Origin of the sequence: Saccharopolyspora sp. NPDC000359, assembly GCF_040300525.1 — a bacterium.
GTDB lineage: Bacteria > Actinomycetota > Actinomycetes > Mycobacteriales > Pseudonocardiaceae > Saccharopolyspora.
This window is the reverse complement of sequence record NZ_JBEPDU010000005.1, coordinates 129,025-148,341: the sequence shown is the minus strand read 5'-3', so window position 1 is coordinate 148,341 and position 19,317 is coordinate 129,025. Positions and strand designations below refer to the sequence as shown.

Here is a 19,317-nt window from a genome sequence, read left to right as displayed (position 1 = left end):
GCGGTGCCGGAAGTCGAGGGCACTTCCCGGGTGACGGGGAGTGCCCTTTTCTCCTGCTGGTCAGCCGTCCGCTTCGGTGGGGAGCGGGAACGGTGGGCGACCGGTGCCGGTGATGCGGTAGCGGCCCCACGGGTCAGGGTCGGAGAGGGTGCCCCGGGCTTCGCCGGTGGGGGTGCTGAGCAACACCGGGGTCCTGCGGTTCGCGGCGAGCTCGGCCACCTCGTCGTGCGCGCTCACCCGGCCGTACCAGTGGAACCGGCCGTCGATCGGTTGGAAGTGGCCGCGCAGGACCACCTGGATCGCGACCTCGCGGTCCGCGGTGCGCACCGTGGCCGGGCCGCGGTAGTCGTCCTCGTCATCAGCCATGCTCTGCCTCCTCCTCATCGGCTTCGGCGACCAGCCGCAACCCGTGCTCGCCGATCTCCAGCGGCTCGTCGGGATCCACCACCAGCCCGGCCGAGCGCAGCACGCCGTCGATGGCGTGCCAGATGATCTGCGCCAGGTAGTCGGTGAGGTCGCTGCGGCTCATCGACTGCCGGTCCAGCCACCAGTCGCCGCTGGCCTGCACCATCCCCACCACGCCGTGGCTCCAGACCTCGACCCCGCCGGAGTCCAGGCCGAGCAGCCGCAGGTACTCGCCGAGGATGCGGGACAGCGAGTTCGCGATCACCGTTTTCTCCGCCGAGACCGGGTCGCTGCGCACCGGCCGGTCGGCGAAGTCGCGCTGCACGACGAACCGGTACAGCTCCGGGTACTGCTCGATCGTCCCGAGGTAGGCGTCGAGCAGGCGGCGGATCCGCTGGTTGGGGCTGCCGCCCTCGTGGAACAGCGGCCGCAGGCGCTGCATGAGCAGCTCCGCGCCCCATTCGCCGACGGCCACGTAGAGGTCGCTCTTGTCGTGGAAGTGCCGGTAGAGCACCGGCTTGCTGACGCCCGCCTCGGCCGCGATGTCGTCCATCCCGACCTCGGCGCCGTGCTTGCCGATCGCGCGGACCGTGGCCTCGACGAACTCCGCGCGCCTGGCCTGGCGGTGCTCCCGCCAGCGCTCCCGGCGGGCGTCGCCGCGTGTGCCGTCGCGCGGGACGGCCTTGACAGGTCGAGGGGTGTGGCTCACGCTACCCAAGGTAACTGTTACCTGAAGTAACACGCAATGCGGCGGGTGAAGAGGGTGATCCACGGATGAGCAGGGCCCTGCAGGTCAACGACCGGGAGAAGACGGCCGGGAGGCTGCTGAACTCGTCCGCGCGGAACAGCTACGACCCCGAGGTCGACGTGGACTGGGACGCGCCGCTGGACGAGGGCAAACCGTTCATCCCGCTGCACCGCAGCTCGCTCTACGGCACCGAGCTCTGGGACCGGCTCAGCGACGAGCAGCGCATCGAGCTCACCAAGCACGAGTTCGCCAGCATCGCCTCCAACGGCCTGTGGTTCGAGGTGCTGCTGATGCAGATGCTGCTCAAGGAGGTCTACGACACCGACCCGCGCACCAACCACGCCCAGTACGCGCTGACCGAGGTGGCCGACGAGTGCCGCCACTCGACGATGTTCGCCAAGGCCGTCGACCGGGTCGGCGCCCCCGCCTACGGGCCGCTGCCGCTGCTCAAACTCGGCGGCCGGATCCTGCCCGCGACCCTGCGCGGGCCGTCCGCGTACGCGTCCATCCTGGTCGCCGAGGAGATCCTGGACCGCTACCAGCGGGACCAGATGAACGACGAGGGCGTCCAGCCGCTGGTGCGCATGATCAACCGCATCCACGTGCTGGAGGAGGCCCGGCACGTGACCTTCGCGCGTGAGGAGGTGGTGCGCCGGATGGCCGAGTGCAACGCCGCGGAACGCGCCTACCACCAGTTCTGGACCGCGCTGGTGGCCTACTGCATCTGCTTCAGCCTGATCAACCCGCACGTCTACAAGTCGGTCGGGATCCGCCCCAGGGAGGGCATGGAGGCGGCCTGGCGGAACCCGCACTGGCAGGACACCCTGCACTGGGGCGGCGAGAAGATCATGGCGTTCCTGCGGGAGGCCGGGCTGGTCGGCGGACCAGGCATGCGCTGGTGGAAGAAGGCTCACCTGCTCCGGTGATGGTGCGGGACCAGGACGGAACGGTTCGAACGACGGGAGCGAACTTGCAGACCACGACCGCCGACGAGTTCACCACCAGCGACGGCGCCCGGCTGCGCGTCGTCGAGGAGGGCCCGGCCGACGCACCGGTCACCGCGGTGCTCGTGCACGGCTGGACGCTGACCATGCACACCTGGGACCGGGTGGCGACCGGGCTGCCGAAGGCGGCCGGGGTCGAGGTGCGCACGCTGCGGTACGACCTGCGCGGCCACGGCGGGAGCGACCCGGCGGAGCCGGGCAGCGCGACCATCCGGCGCTGCGCGGACGACCTGGCGGAGCTGGTCGAGCAGCGGGTGCCCACCGGGCCGGTGGTGCTGGCCGGGCACTCGATGGGCGGCATGACGATCATGGCGCTGGCCGAGCAGCACCCGGAGCTGGTCGAGCAGCGCGTCGCCGGGGTGGCCCTGGTGGCGACCTCCGGCGGCGGCCTGGCGGCGCCCACCCTCGGCCTGCCCGGGCCGGTCGCGGCGCTGGCCAACCGCGGGGAGCGGGTGGTGCGCAAACGGCTCGCGGCGGCTCGCGGGAAGCGCCTGGTCCCGCAGTCGTCCTGGCTGCGACCGGGCATGCGTTGGTTGCTGTTCGGGCGTGGCGCGGACGCCGCCGACGTGGCCGTCACCGCGGACTGGGTGGCGGCCTGCCACCCGGCGAACATGGCCGCCTACCGCGAGGCCCTGGCCGAGCACGAGCGGATCGGCGCGCTGACCGCCCTGCGGTCCATCCCGACCGTGGTGCTCTCCGGGTTGGCGGACCGACTCACCCCGCACACCCACTCGCGCCGCATCGCCGAAGCGCTCCCCGACGCGAGGCTGCTGATCTACGCGGGAGCGGGCCACATGCTCCCGCTGGAACGATCGGCCGAGGTCACCGCCCGGATCGCGGAGCTCGTCGCCCGAGCCGCCCGCTGACCCGGCGCCCGTCACCTCGCCCCGGGACCCGACGCCCCGGCCCCGGGGCTCGCGATTCCAATGAGGCGATCTCAGTGAAGGCGCCCGACGCGTCACCGGCGTGTCGGGTGCCCGACACACCGGTGGTTACAGTTTCAGTTGAAACTGTGAATCATCCGGCGACCCGCCTGTGCGGGCCGGTGAGATCACCTCGGTGGAAACCAGACATCTCATTTCCACCGAAGACGCGGGACGGTGCCGCAGTTGTCGGCGTGTCGGACGCCTGGCGCGCCGACACAGCGAGTGGGGCGCCCCCTGATCAGGGGTTCTGCAGGGGGAAGCCCGCGAGGCCCTTCCAAGCCAGGGTGGACATCAGGCCGACGGCCTCGTCGCGGGAGATCGTCTCCCGGGCGTCCAGCCAGTAGCGCGCGGTCACCTGGCTCAGGCCGACCAGGCCCACCGCCAGCAGGCGGGCTCGCTCGGCGTCCAGCCCGGCATCGGCCGTCACTGCTTCGGTGATCGCGTCGATGCACCCGTTCAGGGCGTCCTCCACGGCCTTCTCCACGACCGGCTCGCCGCGCAGGTCGGACTCGAACACCAGCCGGAACGCCTGGCCCTCGCCCGCCACGAACTCGTAGAGCGCGCCGATCGCCGCCCGCACCCGCAGCTTGTTGTCCGAGGTGGAGGCGATGGCCTCGCGGACGCGGCGCACCAGCTCGTTGCCGTGCGTCTCCAGCAGCGCCAGGTAGAGCTCCAGCTTGCCGGGGAAGTGCTGGTAGAGGACGGGCTTGCTGACCCCCGCGCGCTCCGCGATGTCGTCCATGGCCGCCGCGTGGTAGCCGTTGTTCACGAACACGTGCTGGGCAGCTTCGAGCAGCTGCGCTCGGCGTGCGTCGCGGGGCAACCGGACACCTCGGCTCGGCTGCGCGGTCTCGGTCATCCTCGCCTCCACCCGATTCCTTCCAAACGCGCCAGGCGGCCTCTCGGCCACCGGTGGGGACTGACTCTACTCGTCGGTAGTGGTAGGTCGCGAAACTCGGTGGTCGCCGGGCCATCATGCTGTAGCTGTGACGACGACGACATCCACCGCTGGGCGGCGCGGACGAGCGCGGTTGGGCTGGCGGGAGCTGACGCGGGTACCGCTGGCGGTCGACGGCGTTCCACCGGTCGACCTCGCCGCCAAGCCGCCACCCGGTCGGCACCTTCCGCTCGCGACCAGCTGGGGGCCGGTGCGCCTGCACGTGCGGGAGACGCCCGGTCCGGCGGAGACCGCGGTCCACCTGCACGGGCTGGCCGGTTCCTCGACGAACTGGACCGACCTCGCCGCGCTGCTGTCGGGGCGGCTGCGCAGCATCGCCGTCGACCTGCCCGGCTTCGGCCACACCGAACCGCCGCCCGGCTTCCCCTGCACCCGCGAGGCCAACGCCGAGGCGGTGATCGCGCTGCTGGCGCAGCTGCCCGGGCCGGTGCACCTGTCCGGCAACTCCTTCGGCGCGGCGGTGGCGGTCGAGGTGGCCGCCCAGCGCCCCGACCTGGTCTGCACGCTGACCCTGGTCTCCCCGGCCATGCCCGACCTGCGGTTGGACCCGCGGCGGCTGTCCGACCCGCGCATCGCGCTGGCGGTGGTGCCGGTGCTCGGGGCCCGGGCGCGGCGGCAGCTGGCCACCACGACCGCGGCCGAGCGGACCGCGCAGCTGCTGCGGCTCTGCTTCGCCGACCCGGGGCTGGTGCCGCCGCACCGCTTCGCCGAGGCGGTCGCGGAGTTCGAGGAGCGCGAGGGGCTGGCCTGGGCGGGGCCCGCCCTCGGGCGGACCACGGTGGAGCTGGTGCGGTCCTGGCTGGTGCCGCCCGCGCGGTCGCTGTGGCGGCGGCTGCCGGAGGTCAGCGCGCCGACGCTGGTGGTGTGGGGTGCTGAGGACCGGGTGGTCTCGGTGCGCAAGGCCCCGCGCACCGCGCTGCTGATCCCACGCGGAAAGCTGCTCGTGTTGCCACGAACGGGGCATGTCGCGCAGATGGAGCGGCCACGGATCGTCGCGCGGGCGCTGCTCGGCCTGGTGGATTCCGCGGACTGGTGTTGATCTGACCACCCCGCTCCGCCGGGGCGATCACCCCGAGTGGCCGGTGTGACCTGGGGTGCGGGATGGGCTGTGGCACGCTAGTGCGCGTGACCAGCCCGCCGCAGCGACCTCGTACCACCGCGAACGACCGCCGTCCGGCAGGTCGAACCAAGGCGCGCGCAGGTGCGGGGGAGCCACTCGCGGCGTCCTGGAACCCCACCGCCGAACCCGAGGTCGTGGGCGAGGCGGAGGACTTCGAGGACGAGCCGCGCCGCCCGCGCGCCGGGGTGGCGTCCCGGTACGGCTGGCGGATCTACGCCGTCCCGCTGCTGGTCGTGATCAGCGCGCTCGCCGTGTTCCAGACCGTGCGCCCCACCGACGGGGACGCCAGCACCGAGCAGCAGGCGGCGGGCGGGTCGGCAACCCCGGAGCAACCGCTGGTCACCGAAGCCGCACCGGGTCAGGAGTACGGGCCGGAGCTGTTCTCCGCGGACCTGCCGCCCGAGGGCGGCGCGATCCCGGAGACCGGCGCGCGCACCTTCCGGGTGCTGCCCGGCACCTCGGAGGTGGTCGGCACCGGCCAGTTGTACCGCTACACCGTCGAGATGGAGGTCGGGATCGAGAAGGCCGACCCCAACGCCGAGGTCGAGTTCGGCCACCTGGTGCAGTCGACGCTGTCCGACCCGCGCAGCTGGACCAACCCGCAGGGCGCCACCGGCTCCGGGACGATCTCGCTGCAGCGGGTGGACGCCAGCGGCCCGAGCCCGGACTTCCGGGTGATCCTGGTCAGCCAGCAGACCGCGCGCGAGGCCTGCGACTACAGCAACGGCGTGCCCTACGACAGCTCCTGCCGCAAGGGCGAGATGGTCTACCTGAACGCGGCCCGGTGGGTGCGGGGCGCGGTGTCGTTCGAGGGCGACCTGGGCAGCTACCGGCGCTACGCGATCAACCACGAGGTCGGGCACGTCTTCGGCAACAAGCACGTGGGCTGCCCCGCGCAGGGCGGGCTCGCGCCGGTGATGATGCAGCAGACCTTCAGCGTCTCGAACAACGAGCTGCACGAGCTGAACAAGATTGCCGACCAGGGCACCAAGATCCCGGCGGACGGCTTCGTCTGCAAGCCCAACGCGTGGCCGTTCCCGATCCCGTAGTCCCGCGCAAGTTCGTCCCGGAGTGTGGGAGCGGGTTGGGTTGCGGAAGACCATCGGGGACTCTTGCGTTGCAGATTCCGTGAGCCCCCGTTCCGGGCGCGCTCTCCGGGGACGCTTGAAGGTGCTGCCGACGTGCTCGCGCGCTGGTGGTGCTGACCATTGAGGAGGAGCTGGGAATGTCCGGCGCAACGTCGCTCCCGCCGCTGGTCGAACCGGCGGCGGAGCTGACCAAGGAAGAGGTCGCGCGCTACAGCCGCCACCTGATCATCCCGGACGTCGGGATGGACGGGCAGAAGCGGCTGAAGAACGCCAAGGTGCTGGTGGTCGGCGCGGGTGGCCTGGGCAGCCCGGCGCTGCTGTACCTGGCCGCGGCCGGGGTGGGCACGCTCGGCATCGTGGAGTTCGACGAGGTCGACGAGTCCAACCTGCACCGCCAGGTCATCCACGGGCAGTCCGACCTCGGGCGGCCCAAGGCCGAGTCGGCCCGCGACTCGATCGCCGAGGTCAACCCGTTCGTCGAGGTGGTGCTGCACCAGACCCACCTGACCTCGGACAACGCGCTCGACATCTTCCGCGGCTACGACCTGATCCTGGACGGCACGGACAACTTCGCCACCCGGTACCTGGTCAACGACGCGGCGGTGCTGCTCGGCAAGCCGTACGTGTGGGGCTCGATCTTCCGCTTCGAGGGCCAGGCCAGCGTGTTCTGGGACCAGCACGGCCCGAACTACCGCGACCTGTACCCCGAGCCGCCGCCGCCCGGCATGGTGCCCTCCTGCGCCGAGGGCGGTGTCCTCGGCGTCCTGTGCGCCTCCATCGGCTCGATCATGGTCAACGAGGCCATCAAGCTGATCACCGGCATCGGTGAGACGCTGCTCGGTCGGCTGATGATCTACGACGCGCTGGAGATGAGCTACCGCACCGTCAAGATCCGCAAGGACCCGAACGCCACCCCGATCACCGAGCTGATCGACTACGAGGCGTTCTGCGGCGTGGTCTCCGCCGACGCCCAGCAGGCCGCGGCGAGCAGCACCATCACCCCCGTCGAGCTCAAGGGGATGTTCGACCGGGGCGAGAAGTTCGAGCTGATCGACGTCCGGGAGCCGCACGAGTACGAGATCGTCAAGATCGAGGGCTCGAAGCTGATCCCGAAGGACCGCATCCTCTCCGGCGAGGCGCTGGCGGAGCTGCCGCAGGACCGCAAGATCGTCCTGCACTGCAAGTCCGGTGCCCGCTCGGCGGAAGCCCTGGCGGCGCTGCACAAGGCGGGTTTCGCGGACGCGGTGCACGTCGGTGGCGGCGTCCTCGGCTGGGCCAACGAGGTGGACCAGAGCCTGCCGACGTACTGACGCTGGTGGCGCAGCGGGCCGGCGGGTGCTCCGGGCACTCGCCGGCCCGCCGTCATTTGACGTGATGTGCGCACGGGTGTCGGAGTGCCTGCTGCGGATTCGGCGATCATCGATGTAGCGTCTGGCGCGTGAGTCCTACGCCGGAGCCGCCACCGCCGCACGTGCGCGCGGCATTCGGTGCGCGCGTCGAAGACCCCGAGCCGCTGGAAGGCGCGGTTGCCTGGCGGTGCGGGGACATCGTGCTGAAGCCCGCCGCGAACACCGCCGAGGCCGCTTGGGTCGCGCAGACGCTCGACCTGCTCGAACCGGACGAGGTGCGGGTGTCCCGCCCGGTCCGGTCCACCGACGGCCGGTGGGTGGTGTCCGGGTGGTCGGCCAGCCGCAACATCGCCGGTCGGGCCGAGCCGCGGCACGACGACGTGGTGGCCATGTCGCTGCGCCTGCACTCGGCCAGCCGGTTCCTGGCCCGGCCGCGGTTCCTGCAGGCGCGCCAGGACATCTACGCGCTCGCCGACCGGATGGCCTGGGGCGATGAGGAGTACTCGCTGCCGGAGGAGAAGGGCGGGCGGCTCTACGACGTGCTCGCCGGGTCGCGGCGCGAGGTGCAGCTGACCCCGCAGGTGGTGCACGGTGACCTGTTCGGCAACGTGTTGTTCACCGACGAGGCGGCGCCTGGGATCATCGACTTCAACCCGTACTGGCGGCCCGCGGAGTGGGCGGCGGCGGTCGTGGTGATCGACGCGCTGGCCTGGGGTGGTGCGGACGCGGCGATCGTGGAGCGCTGGTCGCACCTGCTGGACTGGCCGCAGGCGCTGCTGCGCGCGCTGCTCTTCCGTTTGGCGGTGCACGCCTTGCACCCGCGTTCGTCCGCGCAGACCCTGACCGGCCTCGAACGCGCCTCCCAGATGGTCCTCGAGGTGCTCTGAGCCTGTGTGACGGGAACCCTTCACCGGGCTTGTCGCGGGGTGTGAGGATGGGGTTGTGGATGAGGAGCAGCCGCTGCGCGGTTTCACGGTGGGTGTGACTGCCGAGCGCAAGGCCGAGGAGATCGGGGCGTTGCTCGCTCGGCGGGGTGCTCGGGTGGTGTTCGGTGCGGCCATGCACACCGTGCCCCTGCCCGAGGACGGTGAGCTCGCGGCGGCGACCGAGGCGGTGTTGGCGGCGCCGGTGGACCACGTCGTGGCGGTCACCGGGGTCGGGTTCCGGGGTTGGTTCGAGGCGGCCGAGCACGCTGGTGTCGCCGACCGCTTGCGGGAGCACCTGCGGTCGGCCGAGGTGGCGGCGCGGGGTGCGAAGGCCCGTGGTGCGGTGCGGGGTGCCGGGCTCGTGGAGTCCTTCACCTCGCCGTCGGAGGAGTCCGCCGAGGTGCTGGCCCACCTGCTCGAAGGGGACCTCGCCGGGAAGCGGGTCGTGCTGCAGGTGCACGGTGACCCGATGCTGTCGTTCCGCCGCGCGTTGCGCGATGCCGGTGCTGAGGTGGTGCCGGTGGCGGTCTACCGGTGGACGGACCCGGTGGACCTGGACGCGTTGGATGCCCTGATCGACGCGGTGCTGCGCGGTGAGGTCGATGCGCTGCCGTTCACCAGCGCTCCCGCGGCCACGAACTTCCTCGCCCGGGCAGACCGCACCGGTCGGGGCGAGCAGTTGCGGGAAGTCCTGCGCGACAGGGTCCTCATCGCCTGCGTCGGCCCGGTCACGGCGGTGCCGATCGCGGCGGCGGGACTGCCGTACTCGACACCGGACCGTTCTCGGACAGCGGCCTTGGTGCGCTTGGTCGCGGAGGCACTCCCGGCGCGCGCCCGCGGCTGAACGTCCACTGTGGAGTTTCTGGTCGGTCGCGGGAACCGGTTGGTGGCGTGGTGATCCGGTCGCCGCAGCGGTCGCGGCGGGGTGGGTCGGGTCAGTCGTCGTGCCGGAGCTTCCGTGTCTGGTGCCACACCGTTCGACGCCGAGGGCGGGATCAGGCCCCGGCGCCCCAGCGGTAGCGGCGCATGTTGATGCGGGCTCCGTCGGCGAGCACGCCTTCGGCGCGCAGCAGCTCCAGCTGGCGGTGCCGGAGGTGGTCGGCGACCGTGCCGTTGGAGCGCAGGACCCGGTACCACGGCAGGTCAGCGCTGTCCTCGGCCATGATGCGCCCCACGATGCGCGCCGAGCGCAGGCCCGCGATCTCGGCCACGTCGCCGTAGGAGAGCACCGACCCGGGCGGGATCGACGCCACGATCGCCCGCACCTGCTCCACGGTCTCGTCGTCCACGCACCGAAGCTACCGCACCCGGCTGACCGCCTCGGCCTCCCCGACGTCCCGTGCCCAGTCGTCCTCGGTGGGCACCAGGTCCGTGGGGATCGTGGGGCGAGCGGCGCGTCCTGCGCGTGGGAGGGCCGCTCGCCCCATGACGTGCTCAGCCCTGGAAGCCGGCGACGATCTTGGTGAACTCCCACTGCTGCTGGTCGATGCCGCTGCAGGAGTCAGCGCCGCCGCCACCCTCGCAGGAGCGGTCGCGGTTGAGCGACCAGAAGGTGAACCGGCCGAGGTTCTTCTCCTTGGCGTAGTCGGCCATCTTCTGGAAGTCGGCCGGGGTAACGACCTCGCCGACGTCGGTGTTGCCGTTCATCGAGGAGATCCCGGCGTGCGCGTAGGCCTCCGCGTCGGTGTAGCCGAAGGCGCTCTTGAGCTTCTCCTTCAGCGCCTCGGTGGAGGTGATGGTGTCGGCCGCCATGTCCTGCCCGCCGAAGTTGAACGGCATCTGCGTCCACACGTCGACACCCGCGCCGATCTCGGCGGCCTTGTCGATCAGCCGCTGGCCGTGCTCGTTCGGGCCGCTGATCAGCGTCGGGAAGGTGATCACGGTCCGCAGGCCGGGGTTGGCCTCCTTGACGATCTTCAGCGCTTCCAGGACCCGGTCCTGGACCGCGGGCGTCTCGAACTCGGAGGCCTCGATGTCGATGTCGATGGCCGTCAGCCCGTAGGCGTCGATCAGCTTCTGGTAGGCGGCGGCCAGCGACTGGGCGTCCTGGCAGGCCTCGCCGAGCTTGTTGCCCGCCCAGCCACCGATGGACGGGATGACGTCACCGCCGTTGGCGCGGACGTCCTCGATCACCGCCTTGTCCGGTCCGTCCAGCGGGCGGTTGCCGTCCCAGGCGGGGTTGCAGGTGCCGTCGGAGAGGATGAACGCCAGCGTGAAGTCCTTGATGCCGGTGGCGCTCATCACCTCGCCCACGGCGGGCGGGTTGCCCCAGCCGTTGTACAGGTAGGGCGAGGCGGAGACCGGAGAGGCGGCCTCAGCTGGGGCGTCGGTCGCTTCGGCGCTGAGCGCGGGGACGGCGCCGAGGGCCAGCGCTGCCGTCGCCGCGGCACAGGTAAGCAGGCTCTTGCGGACCTTGCTCACTGTTTCCTCCTTCGGGGGTCCATGCGTCTCGGGGGAGAGATTTCGCAGGTCACGGACGGGGGAGCCCGTGATGGTCCGGAACCTTGCCAGAGGAAAAAATTGGTTTGTACCACCAAAAGGCGGTCTTGAATTCACATTGAGTTGGCGCTAATCGTGCGTGACGATCTGGTGTCATCCGATCTTCCCGCGAGCACCACGCGCGGAGACCGCCTGCCGGTTCAGCGCCCTTCCCGGGGCAGGAGTGGCAGGGCCCTCACCTGTGAGGAGATCATCCCGGCGCACCGCGAGCCCTTCGCGACCTTGTCGTCGGCGCGTGGTTCCATCGGTGCGTGCCTTCCCCGACCGCGCCCGTGCTCGTGCGCCGCGCCGAACCCGCGCGGCGGCGCACCACGTGGGACGAGGCCGGGCAGCGGGTGCTCGCGCACACCTTCGGCTTCCTGCGCGTGCTCGGCGGCCCCGGGACCGGCAAGAGCACCCTCATCGCCGAGCTGGCCGCCGACCGGGTCCGCAACCGCGGGGTGTCGCCGGAGAACGTGCTGGTGCTCACCGCGAGCCGCCGCGCGGCGGCCTGGATGCGCACCGAGATCACCCGGCTGCTCACCGGCTCGACGTCCGACCTGCGCACCGCGCCCGAACCGCTGGTGCGAACCGTCCACTCCTACGCCTTCGCGGTGCTGCGGCTCCAGGCGGTCCGCGACGAGCTGCCGCCACCGCAGCTGCTGAACGGTCCCGACCAGGACGCGCTGGTGCGCGACCTGCTGGCCGGTGACGTGGAGGTCGGGGCCGACTACTGGCCGGAGCCGCTGCGCCCGGCGCTGACCGTCCCGGGTTTCGCCGAGGAGCTGCGAGACCTGCTGCTGCGCGCGGCGGAGCGCGGCGTCGGCCCGGAGCGGCTGGTGGCCCTCGGCCGCCAGCACGGCCGACCCGAATGGGTCGCCGCGGGCAAGTTCGCGCGGCAGTACGAGCAGGTCACGCTGCTGCGCGGGGCCGGTGGCGCGCAAGCGCCCGCGCTGGACGCCGCCGAGCTAGTCGGCTCGGCGCTGCTGGCCTTCGACACCGACCCGGGGCTGCTCGCCGCCGAGCAGGACCGGGTGCGCCACGTGTTCGTCGACGACGCGCAGCACCTCGACCCGCAGCAGTACTGGCTGATCAGGCGGCTCGGCGACACCGCAACCGAGTTCGTGCTGGCCGGTGACCCAGACCAGGCGGTGTACTCGTTCCGCGGCGCCGACCCGCGCTGCCTGCGGGACTCCGACCCCGACGGGGACAGCACCGCGGTGCTGACCGTCGACCACCGGATGTCCAAAGCGGTGCGCGAGGCGGTGCAGCGGCTGGCGCGGTACCTGCCCGGGGCGGGGCCGCAGCGCAAGCTGGTCGAGCCCGAAGCCGACCGCGAGGGGTCGGTGCAGGTGCGGTTGCTGGCCACCGAGGCGCAGGAGGCGGCGTGGGTCGCCGACCAGCTGCGCCGGGCGCACCTGCTCGACGAGGTCCCGTGGTCGGAGATGGCGGTCGTGGTGCGCTCGACCGGTCTTTCGCTGCCGGTGTTGCGGCGCGCCCTGCTCGCCGCCGGGGTGCCGATCGCGCTGCCGGTCGACGACATCCCGCTGGCGCAGCGGAACGCGGTCCGTCCACTGTTGACACTCCTGCGCTGCGCGGCGCGCCCGCAGGCGTTGGACCCGGACGCCGCCGCCGAGCTGCTGGCCTCGCCGCTCGGCGGGGCGGACCCGCTGGCGCTGCGGCGGCTCCGCCGCGGGCTCCGTCGCCTGGAACTCGCCGCGGGCGGTGCCCGGAGCAGCGGGGAGCTGCTGGTCGAGGTGCTGCAGGACGACGACCGGCTGGCCGCGCTCGAGAAATCCGCGGCCGAACCCGCCCGCCGCGTCGCGGGACTGCTGCGCAAGGCCACCGAGTCGGTCAACGCCGGGCACAGCGTCGAGGAAACCCTGTGGCGGGTCTGGAAGGCCAGCGGCCTGGAGAAGCGCTGGGTCGCGCAGACCGAGCGGTCCGGCGTCGTCGGCGCGCAGGCCGACCGCGACCTGGACGCCATCGTGTCGCTGTTCGACGCCGCCGCCCAGTACGTCGACCGGCTGCCCGGCGCCGACGCCGCCGGTTTCGCCGACTACCTGACCAGCCAGCAGATCGCGGGCAGCTCGCTGGCGCCGACCGCGCCCCGCGACAACGCCGTCCAGGTGCTCACCGCGCACGCCGCGAGCGGGCAGGAGTGGGAGGTCGTGGCGATCCCCGGCGTCCAGGAGGGCATTTGGCCGGACCTCCGGTTGCGCGGGTCGCTGCTCGGCGTGGAACGGCTGGTGGACGTGCTGTCCGGGATGGACTCCGAGCGGGTCTCGGCGACCGCCCCGCTGCTGGCCGAGGAACGCCGGTTGCTGCGCGTCGCGGCCAGCCGGGCGCGGCGGAACCTGCTGGTCAGCGCGGTGCGCGGGGAGGACGACCAGCCGTCGCGGTTCCTCGACGAGTTGGAGGGCGTGGACAACGACCCCGACGTGGTGGAGCGGCCCATCGCGCGGCCGGAGCGCGGACTGGCGCTGGCCGACCTCGTCGGCGAGCTGCGCCGCGTGGTGTGCGACGCGGAGGCGGTGCCGCAGCGGCGCCGGCGGGCGGCGCAGCAGCTCGCGCGGCTGGCCGCAGCGGGCGTTCCGGGCGCCAGCCCGGAGAGCTGGTACGGGCTGCCGGAGAGCTCGACGGACGAGCCGCTGGTGACCGACGACGAACCGGTGCGCGTCTCTCCGTCCACTGTGGACATCCTGACCAAGTGCCCGCTGCGCTGGCTGGCGGAGCGGCACGGCGGTCAGGACACCGCCGAACTCGCCTCGATCACCGGGACCCTGGTGCACGCGCTGGTCCAGGCCGCCGCTGGCGGTGCGGACACCGAGCAGCTGCACAAGGCGCTCGACGACGCGTGGAAGTCGGTGGACGCCGGTGCGCCGTGGTTCTCCCGCAAGGAGCGCAAGCGCGTGGAGAACATGCTCGACGCCTTCGTGAACTGGCTGGTGCAGTCGCGGGCCGAACTCACCCAGGTCGCCGTGGAGGAGGACCTCGACGTCACGGTGCCGGCGCGCGAGGGCGGCCCGTGGCTGCGCCTGCGCGGACGTGTCGACCGCCTGGAGGTCGACGGCGACGGCCGCCCCGTCGTCGTCGACGTCAAGACCGGGAAGAACCCGGTCAGCAAGGGCGACGCCGAAGAGCACCCGCAGCTGGCGGTGTACCAGCTCGCCGCCGCGCTGGGCGCGTTCGGCGAGCACGACGGCCCGGGCGGGGCCCGGCTGCTCTACGTGGCGAAGTCCGACCGCAAGGGCGCGGCCACCGAGCGCGCCCAGCCAGCGCTGGACGAGGAGCGGATCAAGGTGTGGCTCGACGTGGTGCACAAGGCCGCCGCCGACAGCCTCGGCCCGGCCTACGTGGCGGCGGAGAACTCCGACTGCGCTCGCTGCCCGGCCCGCACCAGCTGCCCGGTCCACCCAGCCGGAAGACAGGTCCCCCAGTGACCGGTGAGGCAACTCGTCCCGCCACTTCCAGTGAAGTCGTGCCGGGAGCGGGGCGGTGGTCGTGGGAGGAGGGGTGCTGGTGAGCAAGCCGACGGTCAGTCCACACCGGATCGCGCAGGCGTTGGGCCTGCACCCGCCGACGCCGGAGCAGGCCGCGGTCATCGCCGCGCCCGCCGAGCCTGCGCTGGTCGTCGCGGGCGCCGGGGCGGGCAAGACCGAGACGATGGCCGCGCGGGTCGTCTGGCTGGTGGCCAACCAGCTGGTCACGCCGGAGCGAATCCTCGGCCTGACCTTCACCCGCAAGGCCGCGCGCCAGCTCGCCGACCGGGTGCGCGCGCGGCTGCGGCGGCTCGCCGGATCGGGTCTGCTCGACGAGGTCGACCCGAGCGGACAGCTGCGCTCCACGGTGCTCACCGAAGAACCGACCGTGCTGACCTACCACGCCTACGCTGGGCGGATCGTCGGCGAGCACGGGCTGCGCGTTCCGGTCGAACCGGGCGCGCGGCTGCTGTCCGAGACGGCGTCGTGGCAGCTCGCGCACCGCGTCGTCGGCACCTGGACCGAAGACCTGGACACCGACAAGGTGCCCGCCACGGTGACCGGGTACGTGCTCTCGCTGGCCGGGGAACTCGCCGAGCACCTGGTGCGCCCGGACGACCTGCGCGAGCACGCCGAGCAGCTCTGCCAGGTCATCGAGAACGCGCCCCGCGCCAAGGGGCAGCGCGCGAACCTGCCGCAGGACCTGGTGAAGGTCATGGCCGCGCAGCAGCTGCGGGTCGCACTACTGCCGCTGGTCGAGGAGTACGCGCAGAGCAAGCGGCGGGAAGGCGCGATGGACTTCGCCGACCAGATGTCGCTCGCCGCGCTGCTGGCCGCCGAGCACCCCGAGGTGGTCGAGGGCGAACGGGCCCGCTACGGCGCGGTGCTGTTGGACGAGTACCAGGACACCGGGCACGCGCAGCGGGTGCTGCTGCGGTCGTTGTTCGGGCAGGGCGACCCGCTGCCCGTCACCTCGGTGGGCGACCCGGCGCAGGCGATCTACGGCTGGCGCGGCGCGAGCGCGGCGAACCTGCCCCGCTTCACCACCGACTTCCCCCGCGTCGAGGACGGGCGGAAGGCCCCGGCGCGCCGCTACGGCCTGCTGACCAGCTTCCGGAACCCGGAGGAGGTCCTGCGGGTCGCCAACGCGGTGTCCGAGCCGCTGCGCCGCACCGGGCTCGAAGTGGACGAGCTGCGCGCCAGGGACGGCGCGGAACCCGGTGACATCCGGCTGGCCCTGGCCGGGGACGTCCGCGAGGAGCTCGACTGGGTCGCCGACCAGATCGCCGCCCGCTGGCACGCCGCGGCCGACATGGGCGACCCGCCGCCCACCACGGCGGTGCTGGTCCGGCGCCGCGCGGACATGGCCGACATCGCCGCCGTGCTGCGCGAACGCGGGCTGCCGGTGGAGGTCGTCGGCCTCGGCGGGCTGCTCGACGAGGCCGAGGTGCGCGACCTGGTCAGCGCCCTGCGCGTACTGGTCGACCCGCTCGCCGGGACGGCCGCGATGCGGCTGCTCACCGGCTCGCGCTGGCGGCTCGGCGCCGCCGACATCGCCGCCCTGTGGGACCGGGCGCGCGAACTCGGCGCGCAGGCCTTCCAGGAACCGGCGTCCGACGATCCGTCCGCAGTGGTCACCGCGGCGCTGCCGGGGGAGAACGCCGAGCAGGCTGGGCTGGTCGACGCCCTCGACGACCCCGGCGACCCCGGTCGCTACTCCGCGGCGGGCTACCAGCGGATCCGCAAGCTCGGTGGCGAGCTGGCCAACCTGCGCCGCCGCCTCGACCAGCCGCTGCCGGAACTGGTCGCCGACGTCGAGCGGACCCTGCTGCTGGACATCGAGAGCATCGCGCGGTCGGTGGGACCGGGCCGCATCCACCTGGACGCCTTCGCCGACGTGGTCACCAGCTTCGCCCTGACCAGCCCCTCCGCCACGCTGCCGTCGCTGCTGGACTACCTGTCCGCCGCCGAGCGCGCCGAGGACGGGCTGGAACCGGGCGAGGTCGAGGTCGCGGAGGACCGGGTGCAGGTGCTGACCGTGCACGCGGCCAAGGGCCTGGAGTGGCAGGTGGTCGCCGTCCCGCACCTGGTGAACGAGGTCTTCCCCGGCAAGCGCAAGTCGTCGTCCTGGCTGCGCTCGGTCACCGAGCTGCCCGCCGAACTGCGCGGTGACGCCGCGGACCTGCCGCGGCTGGACATCGGCCGCTTGTCCGGGATGGACCGCAAGGAGATCACCGAAGCGCTGGGCATCCACGACGAGGAGTTCGAGGAGCGGCGCATCGCCGAGGAACGTCGGCTGCTCTACGTCGCGGTCACGCGCTCGGAGCGCACGCTGCTGCTCTCCGGGCACTGGTGGGGCGAGAACGGCGACCGGCCGAAGGGGCCGTCGGTCTTCCTCCAGGAGCTGGCGGCGGTGCTCAACGGCACCGGGGTCGGCGTGCTCGACCGCGTGGCACCGGAACCGGCCGAGGACGACCCGAACCCGCTGGCCGAAGCGGTGCGCAGCGCGGAGTGGCCGGTCGACCCGCTGGGCCCGCGCCGCGCGGCGGTCGCCGAAGGCGCGGACCTGGTCCGCGCCGCGCTGTCCGATGTGGATTCACTGGATCCGGACGAGGAGGACGAGGACGGCTGGGCCCGCGACGTCGACGTGCTGCTCGCCGAGCGCGCTGCGGCCGCGCAGCGCCGCGAACAGGTCCGGCTGCCCGAGCACCTGTCGGTGAGCCAGCTCGTCGAACTGGCCGGGGACACCGACGGCCTGGCCCGCCGCCTCCGCCGCCCGCTGCCGTTCCCGCCGAACCCGATGACCCGGCGCGGCACCGCCTTCCACGCCTGGCTGGAGCACCGCTTCACCTCCTCCGCGCTGCTGGAACCCGACGAACTCCCCGGCGCGGCCGACGATTCCGCGCCGGTGCAGGAGGACCTCGCCGACCTGCAGCAGGCCTTCCTCGCCGGGTCCTGGGCCGACCGCACCCCGCACCGCGTCGAGGTGCCGTTCGAGACCCAGGTCGAGGGAATCGTCCTGCGCGGCCGGATGGACGCGGTGTTCCGCGACCCCGACGGCGGCTGGACCGTGGTGGACTGGAAGACCGGCGCGGTGCCCGGCGCCGACCAGGTGCCCGCGCTGTCGGTGCAGCTGGCGGCCTACCGGCTGGCGTGGGCGGAGCTGTCCCGCACCCCGCTGGAGAAGGTCCGCGCAGCCTTCCACTACGTCCGCCACGACCACACCCTGCGCCCCGCGGACCTCCTCGACGCCGACGGGATCCGCGACCTCATCACCGCGATCCCCGAAGCCCAGTAACACGTTCGGGTGGCGGAGCTTGAGATGGCGCAGCGCGGCGGAACAGGATGCCCGCGATGAACACGCACTGGAAGCTCAACGCCCCACCCGAATCCGAAGTGCACGTGGACGCCGACGTCCTCGCGATGCGCGCCCCACTGGTGCGGGTGCACCGGGACGACACCGGCACCTGGTCCTTCGACGGCCCCGGCAAGGAACCGCGCCCCTCGAAGAAGACCCTGCTCAGCGCCGTCGTCGGCGCCTGGCCGCACGTCGCCGCGCTGACCGACCTGGGCACCGGGGCCGCCGCCGTGTGGTCCTGGAAGCAGCACGGCTGGGCCAGCGAGTTCGAGTGCCAGTGCGGCTCCTGCGACCAACCGGTCGCCTCCGACATCGACCGCCGCAGCTGGCCCGAAGAGCTGCAGCCGCACACCATCCTCAGCGTTGAGCAGGCCGCGCTGTCCGGCCAGACCGCGCTCACCGACATCGTCTCCACGCCCGGCGGAACCGCGCTCCTCGGACCAGGCGACCACCGCCGCACCGCCGACCTGATGACCCCGGTCGCCCTGGCCAACGTGATCCGCCGCTGGCCGCACACCATGCAGGCGCTGCGGATGTTGAAGGAGGGGCGGGGGATGCGGTGGAACCCGGAGGGGTTGAACTGGCACGAGTACGTGTTGGCTTGAGGGTTCGGGGGCTGTGGTGGTTTTGGGGGATGCTTGGGGGTTGGTGGTGGTACTGGGGAGGACGAGTCCCGTTGCGTTCGGGGTTGGTGGGGTTCGAAGCGGTGGGTGGTTGCGTTGTGGCTCGTAGCAATTTCAATCGAAGTTGCCGTCGTTCCCGACGGAGGCTGCGGTGGTGAGGTGAGGCAATTTCAATCGAAATTGCGTGAGGTTCGCCGCTGACCCGCAGGTTGTGGTGCCGCCGCGCTTGGGGGTGGGGTTAGGCGTTCTCGGTTAGTTGAGGATGTTCCAGGAGGCGGGAGTAGAGGACTTCCAGGAGCCAGCGGCCGAACAGGGAGGAGCCGAACTCCGCTGTTCGGTCTTCGGGGGTGATCACCAGTTCTGCTGGGCCCCCGGTGGGGGTGTTCACCGCGCCTACTCCGTAGTAGTCGAGTTCGAGCATGCGGAGCGGGCGGTAGGGCTGGTTCGCCGGGAGGACCACCGCGCACGGGGCCAGGGTCAGCAGCGTTCCGCAGGCTCGGAGGGCGAAGCGGGGGTGGGCCACCGGGACCAGGGCGCCGAGGAGGTCCACCGCGGGTACCGGCACGTGGTCGTGGGCGGTGGGCTCGGACCAGGAGCGGAACCAGGCGGGGTTGAGCTCCGGGGCCCAGCCGTGGTGGGTGCGCCACTGGTGGACGTCCTGGCGGATGCGCACCACGGCGGCGAACTTCGCGCCGAGGACCTCCACGTCCGGGATCAGCTGGCCGTCCCACCCCAGGGCGCGGGCCGCGTGCTGAAGCTGCTGCACCGCTGCATGGTAGAACGTCGACCCCCCGGTCCGGGGACAGGTCTCTTCCGTCCTGCAGGAAAAGTTGTCGACCCGGGGTGCCGAAC

General features: G+C 72.4%; 16 protein-coding genes. 10 read left to right on the top strand and 6 right to left on the bottom strand.

From position 1 onward, the window contains the following. Positions 1-60 precede the first annotated feature (60 nt). Positions 61-366 carry a DUF4873 domain-containing protein gene (locus ABT324_RS05725; RefSeq protein WP_351172195.1) on the bottom strand — a complete coding sequence of 102 codons (306 nt, stop codon included), beginning with the start codon at positions 364-366 and terminating at the stop codon, positions 61-63. After that, positions 359-1,114, bottom strand: coding sequence for a TetR/AcrR family transcriptional regulator (locus tag ABT324_RS05720; RefSeq protein WP_351172192.1), 756 nt, complete (start codon positions 1,112-1,114; stop codon positions 359-361). Before ABT324_RS05720 ends, ABT324_RS05725 begins: the two co-directional genes overlap by 8 nt. Positions 1,115-1,179: 65 nt before the next feature. Here ABT324_RS05720 and ABT324_RS05715 point away from each other — a divergent pair, with 65 nt between their 5' ends. Next, positions 1,180-2,079 (top strand): AurF N-oxygenase family protein, encoded by a 900-nt coding sequence (locus ABT324_RS05715; RefSeq protein ID WP_351172189.1) that lies wholly within the window; start codon positions 1,180-1,182, stop codon positions 2,077-2,079. A 44-nt stretch (positions 2,080-2,123) separates the two neighbouring features. Further along, positions 2,124-3,023: an alpha/beta fold hydrolase gene (locus ABT324_RS05710; protein ID WP_351172186.1), complete on the top strand. Its 900-nt coding sequence runs from the start codon at positions 2,124-2,126 to the stop codon at positions 3,021-3,023. Between the two features lie 298 nt (positions 3,024-3,321). On the opposite strand, the gene ABT324_RS05705 is transcribed toward ABT324_RS05710, so the two are convergent. Beyond that, positions 3,322-3,942 (bottom strand): TetR/AcrR family transcriptional regulator, encoded by a 621-nt coding sequence (locus tag ABT324_RS05705; RefSeq protein WP_351172183.1) that lies wholly within the window; start codon positions 3,940-3,942, stop codon positions 3,322-3,324. 127 nt (positions 3,943-4,069) lie between these two features. Here ABT324_RS05705 and ABT324_RS05700 point away from each other — a divergent pair, with 127 nt between their 5' ends. From ABT324_RS05700 to ABT324_RS05680, 5 genes are all read left to right on the top strand, one after another. Further along, positions 4,070-5,080 (top strand): alpha/beta fold hydrolase, encoded by a 1,011-nt coding sequence (locus ABT324_RS05700; RefSeq protein WP_351172180.1) that lies wholly within the window; start codon positions 4,070-4,072, stop codon positions 5,078-5,080. 86 nt (positions 5,081-5,166) lie between these two features. Beyond that, positions 5,167-6,210 (top strand): DUF3152 domain-containing protein, encoded by a 1,044-nt coding sequence (locus ABT324_RS05695; protein WP_351172178.1) that lies wholly within the window; start codon positions 5,167-5,169, stop codon positions 6,208-6,210. A gap of 176 nt (positions 6,211-6,386) precedes the next feature. After that, positions 6,387-7,559, top strand: a complete 1,173-nt coding sequence (moeZ, locus tag ABT324_RS05690; protein WP_351172175.1) for an adenylyltransferase/sulfurtransferase MoeZ — start codon at positions 6,387-6,389, stop codon at positions 7,557-7,559. Between the two features lie 128 nt (positions 7,560-7,687). Next, positions 7,688-8,485 carry a TIGR02569 family protein gene (locus ABT324_RS05685; RefSeq protein ID WP_351172172.1) on the top strand — a complete coding sequence of 266 codons (798 nt, stop codon included), beginning with the start codon at positions 7,688-7,690 and terminating at the stop codon, positions 8,483-8,485. 55 nt (positions 8,486-8,540) lie between these two features. Beyond that, positions 8,541-9,368, top strand: a complete 828-nt coding sequence (locus ABT324_RS05680) for a uroporphyrinogen-III synthase (protein ID WP_351172169.1) — start codon at positions 8,541-8,543, stop codon at positions 9,366-9,368. A 151-nt stretch (positions 9,369-9,519) separates the two neighbouring features. Here the strand turns inward: ABT324_RS05680 and ABT324_RS05675 are convergent, their stop codons facing one another. Beyond that, positions 9,520-9,813, bottom strand: a complete 294-nt coding sequence (locus ABT324_RS05675; protein WP_351172166.1) for an MGMT family protein — start codon at positions 9,811-9,813, stop codon at positions 9,520-9,522. Positions 9,814-9,958: 145 nt separating this feature from the next. Next, entirely contained in the window at positions 9,959-10,945 is a 987-nt protein-coding gene (locus tag ABT324_RS05670) for a chitinase (RefSeq protein WP_351172163.1), read from the bottom strand. A 329-nt stretch (positions 10,946-11,274) separates the two neighbouring features. Between ABT324_RS05670 and ABT324_RS05665 the strand changes: the two genes are divergently transcribed. From ABT324_RS05665 to ABT324_RS05655, 3 genes are all read left to right on the top strand, one after another. After that, the gene (locus ABT324_RS05665; protein ID WP_351172160.1) at positions 11,275-14,445 is read left to right on the top strand and encodes an ATP-dependent helicase; all 3,171 of its coding nucleotides are present in this window, start codon (positions 11,275-11,277) and stop codon (positions 14,443-14,445) included. Positions 14,446-14,524: 79 nt separating this feature from the next. Beyond that, positions 14,525-17,782, top strand: a complete 3,258-nt coding sequence (locus ABT324_RS05660; protein WP_351172157.1) for an ATP-dependent helicase — start codon at positions 14,525-14,527, stop codon at positions 17,780-17,782. Positions 17,783-17,838: 56 nt separating this feature from the next. Further along, the gene (locus tag ABT324_RS05655; protein ID WP_351172154.1) at positions 17,839-18,447 is read left to right on the top strand and encodes a hypothetical protein; all 609 of its coding nucleotides are present in this window, start codon (positions 17,839-17,841) and stop codon (positions 18,445-18,447) included. A 256-nt stretch (positions 18,448-18,703) separates the two neighbouring features. On the opposite strand, the gene ABT324_RS05650 is transcribed toward ABT324_RS05655, so the two are convergent. Then, on the bottom strand, positions 18,704-19,231 hold the full coding sequence (locus ABT324_RS05650; protein WP_351172151.1) for a hypothetical protein: 528 nt from the start codon (positions 19,229-19,231) through the stop codon (positions 18,704-18,706). Positions 19,232-19,317: the final 86 nt, after the last annotated feature.

What these genes read in the sequence shown, in the direction of transcription:
- ABT324_RS05725 (WP_351172195.1), bottom strand. Translation starts at nt 366, where the DNA reads ATGGCTGATGACGAGGACGACTACCGCGGCCCGGCCACGGTGCGCACC.
- ABT324_RS05715 (WP_351172189.1), top strand. Translation starts at nt 1,180, where the DNA reads ATGAGCAGGGCCCTGCAGGTCAACGACCGGGAGAAGACGGCCGGGAGG.
- ABT324_RS05705 (WP_351172183.1), bottom strand. Translation starts at nt 3,942, where the DNA reads ATGACCGAGACCGCGCAGCCGAGCCGAGGTGTCCGGTTGCCCCGCGAC.
- moeZ (WP_351172175.1), top strand. Translation starts at nt 6,387, where the DNA reads ATGTCCGGCGCAACGTCGCTCCCGCCGCTGGTCGAACCGGCGGCGGAG.
- ABT324_RS05655 (WP_351172154.1), top strand. Translation starts at nt 17,839, where the DNA reads ATGAACACGCACTGGAAGCTCAACGCCCCACCCGAATCCGAAGTGCAC.